The 3,300-nt window shown below is 32.6% G+C and carries 3 protein-coding genes and 2 pseudogenes; all 5 read right to left on the reverse strand.

Features of this window, described 5'->3' with window-relative positions:
* Positions 1–86, reverse strand: a pseudogene (locus tag ACPC57_RS11385) (IS6 family transposase); the annotation flags it as partial.
* An 83-nt stretch (positions 87–169) separates the two neighbouring features.
* Positions 170–547, reverse strand: a complete 378-nt coding sequence (locus ACPC57_RS11390; protein ID WP_003129983.1) for a pyridoxamine 5'-phosphate oxidase family protein — start codon at positions 545–547, stop codon at positions 170–172.
* 271 nt (positions 548–818) lie between these two features.
* A complete protein-coding gene (gene nrdF, locus ACPC57_RS11395; RefSeq protein ID WP_434066995.1) occupies positions 819–1,769 on the reverse strand; it encodes a class 1b ribonucleoside-diphosphate reductase subunit beta in 951 nt (316 codons plus the stop codon).
* Between the two features lie 74 nt (positions 1,770–1,843).
* A complete protein-coding gene (gene tpx, locus ACPC57_RS11400) occupies positions 1,844–2,335 on the reverse strand; it encodes a thiol peroxidase (RefSeq protein ID WP_252528544.1) in 492 nt (163 codons plus the stop codon).
* Positions 2,336–2,695: 360 nt separating this feature from the next.
* A pseudogene (locus ACPC57_RS11405) lies at positions 2,696–3,196 on the reverse strand (ribonucleotide-diphosphate reductase subunit beta); the annotation flags it as partial.
* Positions 3,197–3,300: the final 104 nt, after the last annotated feature.

The following is a 3,300-nucleotide window of genomic DNA, read 5'->3' on the forward strand; positions in this document are numbered from 1 at the left end:
CGATAGCTAAGGTTATAACGAAGATAGTAGCCCACGGCTACAATAATCACATCCTGCTGAAATTGCTTTCCTTTAAAGTGATTCATCGTCATTCCTCCTGCTATCTTTTTCTAATATTCTACCTTATTTGATAGTAGATTTGAAACTTTGCAATAGAACCGTCCAATCTTTATAATAGTTGTTCTACTTCCACCGGAGTAAGTTCAAGAACTGCTCGCAAAAATGGATACTTTTCTTTCATCATTTCAAATTCTGGGCCATTTGAAATAAGTTTTGCTTTAGCACTCACCCTAAAGCCAATCCCTTGATAGCCATTTTTACCTTCGACTTCTCTAACCCCAAGCATCAGATAAATTGTATCATTTACTTTAATATCTTCTTCTAAATAATGCATTCCTGCTGCTGGTGCCAATATTCGTTCATCACTGGTAAGCTGTAAATAAGAAATCCATGTTCCTGTAACATGAGGACTTTTCTCTGCTCCCCATGAAGTGAGAGAAACTGAGCCTTCATATTTTAATGTTTCTTTAAATTTTTTTGTTAGCATTTTTTTCTTTCTATCATTCACTCATAATATTTATTATTTTTTACATTTTGAGTTATCTTTATTACGTTTTTTTAAGAAGATACTTTGATTATAACAAACCTAGAGTTAATTGAAAAGTAATTTTCTTGATAATCCCCATTCCGCTAACAATCGTTTAACTCCAAATTAGAAGGAAGAAAACTATTTTAAGAAAATATAGTTCATTTTGTGTCTAAATATTTGACATTAGTCCAGTTTTCATCTAATGGAGCTCCCGTTTTTGTTGTTCCTTTTAAAAAATATAATCATCATCTAGCATTTCCTCCGCCTCTCCCATTAGATATCCTGCACCAACCTGTGAAAAGAAATCATGATTTGCTGTTTCAATAGAAATGCCATTCATTACAATTGGATTTACATCATTTGCTGAGGCGTCTTTAAAATATATATCAAATCCCATATTCTGCAGAGATTTATTTGCATTGTACTTCACGAATGTTTTAATATCTTCCACTAGTCCGATTTCAGAATACACTTCTTTAGTATATGCAAACTCATTATCTAACAGCTCCTCTAGAAAGGAATACATCCAATTAGTAAAGTTTTCTTGTTCAGTAATCGATAACTCGTTAAAGTCCTCTCTAAACTTATACCCTAAATATGTACCATGTACTGATTCATCTCGTATAACCAATTTAATAAGTTCTGCTAAGTTAGCTAATTTATTCTGACCTCGGTACCAAAGGGGGATAAAGAAATTGCTATAATACAATATTCCTTCTAAAAAGACACTTGCAACCTTAACCTGCATAGGTGTGCCATTCTGATAGATATCATTAATCTTTTTAGCTTTGTATTGCATTCTACGGTCATTATTCATCCAATTATATATTTCTTCTATATCTTTGAATGTATTAAGTGAAATTAAAATAGTTCCATATGTTTTGGCATGGATGGATTCCATAAAGGTGAAGTTGCTTAACACAGCTCTCTCTTTTAAGGTTCTTGCATTTTTCTTTAATGCATATAAGCCCTCTTCAGATTGTAACGTATCTAATAAGGCAAGCCCTCCAACTGCTTTTTTCACCACCTCCTTTTCCATATCAGAAAGTTTTCTCCAATCTAATAGGTCATTCGAAACAGGAACCCTTGTATCCAACCAGAACTGCGCAGTTGCCTTATCCCAGACATATTCATCTAATTCATCTTCAATAAGCTGCCAATTCATTGTTTTATTTAGCATTCTTTTCCCCTTACCTTTGTACTTATTAATATTACTAATATATCAATAGTATATGATGTACGTAAAATATACACTTATAGTGATTTAACAACCCCAACGGGCTTCTCATAATTAGGAGATTCATTGATATTTTCAAGATATTCTGTATACTGAACAGTATTTTGAGAATCTAGAACCAAGACCGCCCTAGCTAGTAAATGCCACTCCTCCATGAGAACACCAAATGCTTTACCAAAACTATTATCATAATAGTCAGAAAGTAAAACGACATCTAATCCTTCAGCACCACACCACCGCGCCTGAGCAAATGGTAAATCAACTGATACAGTGATAACAACAGTATCCTCTAGTTCTGATAATTCCTTGTTAAATGTACGTGTTTGTGTTGAACATAAATCAGTCTCCAGTGAAGGAACAATTGAGATAACTTTCTTCTTCCCTTCAAAATCACTTAAACTTTTAAAAGTTAAATCACTTGACATTAGTGTAAAATCTGACATTGTATCACCAACATGTAGTTGTCTCTCTGCTGAAACTGTAACGGTTTTCCCAAAAAATGTTGTCATAATATAATTCCTTTCTTAAGCAGTAGATTTATTTATTTCTACCTTCTATTCTCACTTTTTCTAACAAGTCCCTAATGCAATCTATGCATAACTTATCCTTCTAATTACTAAGCAAGTTCCTACCCCTACTTAATCATAATTACTTGAGACCTCTATTATTGATTTTAATACGATATATATCTAGTCAGTAATAAGATTGATCAATCTATTGTTATCCTTTTTCATTAATATGATAACGGTATCTTTCACACCTTTTCTTTAAATTGTGTATCATAGACTAATTCCAAATCAATGACATTAATCCTAATTTCTAGTTTAATTACCAAATTAAGTCTATGCCCCTATATTCCATATTCCCCTCTAGAACTCGTAATCAGATTCTTCCATAATCTCTTCATTAGTTGAAGTTGATTTATTACTAGAGATGGATAGATGATGCCTGCGTAAGTTATTTAACCGATAATTTATTTCTTTCAACACCTCATCATTAAAACTAAATTGCTCTTTCAATCCAATCCCCATGAGAATATTATTAGCTTCCTGCAATATTAAGTTTTTGGCGATTTTTTTACTCTCCTTTAAATAATAGAAGTCACCAATTATATTAAGTCCCAGCTTTACAAAGTGGTTGACAGTTTCATAACACCATGCTTTGAACCGTTCAACCTCTTGCGGATCTGATTCTTTTAGTAGAAGCTTTACCTTATGACTAAAATAAAAGCAATGCAAGGACTCATTACGGATAATCATTTCCAACATAGTTCCGAGGTTATTAAATTCTTTATTAATCCATAACTCAAAAAGGTATGAAAGATAAGCATAGTTCAGAAGACCTTCTACACATAACGCTATGAACCTTTTTTTAACTAGACTCGATTCTCTATAAACGGTGACCTGATATAATTAAGTTGTAACACCTGTGTATAGTTTGGTAAAATACATACATAATCCAAGGAGATGTTACA

This window comes from Streptococcus sp. VTCC 12886 (assembly GCF_049893425.1).
Taxonomy (GTDB): domain Bacteria; phylum Bacillota; class Bacilli; order Lactobacillales; family Streptococcaceae; genus Streptococcus; species Streptococcus suis_AA.

Bases quoted from the DNA above. Each gene is read 5' to 3' on its own strand.
- ACPC57_RS11390 (WP_003129983.1), bottom strand. From the start codon at position 547: ATGCTAACAAAAAAATTTAAAGAAACATTAAAATATGAAGGCTCAGTT.
- nrdF (WP_434066995.1), bottom strand. From the start codon at position 1,769: ATGCTAAATAAAACAATGAATTGGCAGCTTATTGAAGATGAATTAGAT.
- tpx (WP_252528544.1), bottom strand. From the start codon at position 2,335: ATGACAACATTTTTTGGGAAAACCGTTACAGTTTCAGCAGAGAGACAA.